The following is a 643-nucleotide window of genomic DNA, read 5'->3' on the forward strand; positions in this document are numbered from 1 at the left end:
AACTGTATAAGCTTTTTAAAATCGCAAACTTGGTCAGTGGTGGTGGCGAAGCAAAACATATCATCGAAGAAGGTTATGTTGCGGTGAATGGCGAGCTAGAAACACGTAAACGACGCAAAATGTACGATGGTGACTTTTTTGAGTTTAACCAAGAATACTATGTGGTGGTTTGTGACGCGCCAGTGACAGAACCAGAAACGGCAGAACAAAAAGCGGAAAAGAAAGCGAAGAAAGAAGCGCAATCTACTCGTAAAGAGAAGTCTCGCCAAAGTAAGCCGCCTAAAGCGAAAGGCACAGGACCTAAATCAACGGGGCGTAAAGCGGCACATAAAGAGCGCAAAGCACAAAAAGAAGCGTTGTCTCAATCTGCTAAGAAAGGCAAGAAAGAAGACAAACCACAAGCAACGCGTGACCCGAAGAGTGGACGTAACTCTATCGACTTCTTCTAAGCTATAGAATCTTATAAGTGATTGAATCTTAGCGTTCAAACCCAAACATACCAAAAGCGCCGACATGTGTTCGGCGCTTTTTTGTTGGGATAGTTTGTGTGGCTTATGCGGCATGACGAGATAAGCTTAATGCACCGTGCATTGGCAGGTTGCGTATTCTGTCCAGTGATGAATTGCACTCGGTTTACCGAGAT

At 44.5% G+C, this 643-nt stretch carries 1 protein-coding gene; it reads left to right on the forward strand.

The annotated features are described in order from the left end of the window. Positions 1 to 449: RNA-binding S4 domain-containing protein (locus R7Q09_RS26365; protein ID WP_318143968.1), on the forward strand; the 449-nt coding region annotated here is incomplete at its 5' end. Between the last annotated feature and the right edge of the window lie 194 nt (positions 450 to 643).

Source organism: Vibrio sp. 2130-1 (assembly GCF_033339515.1).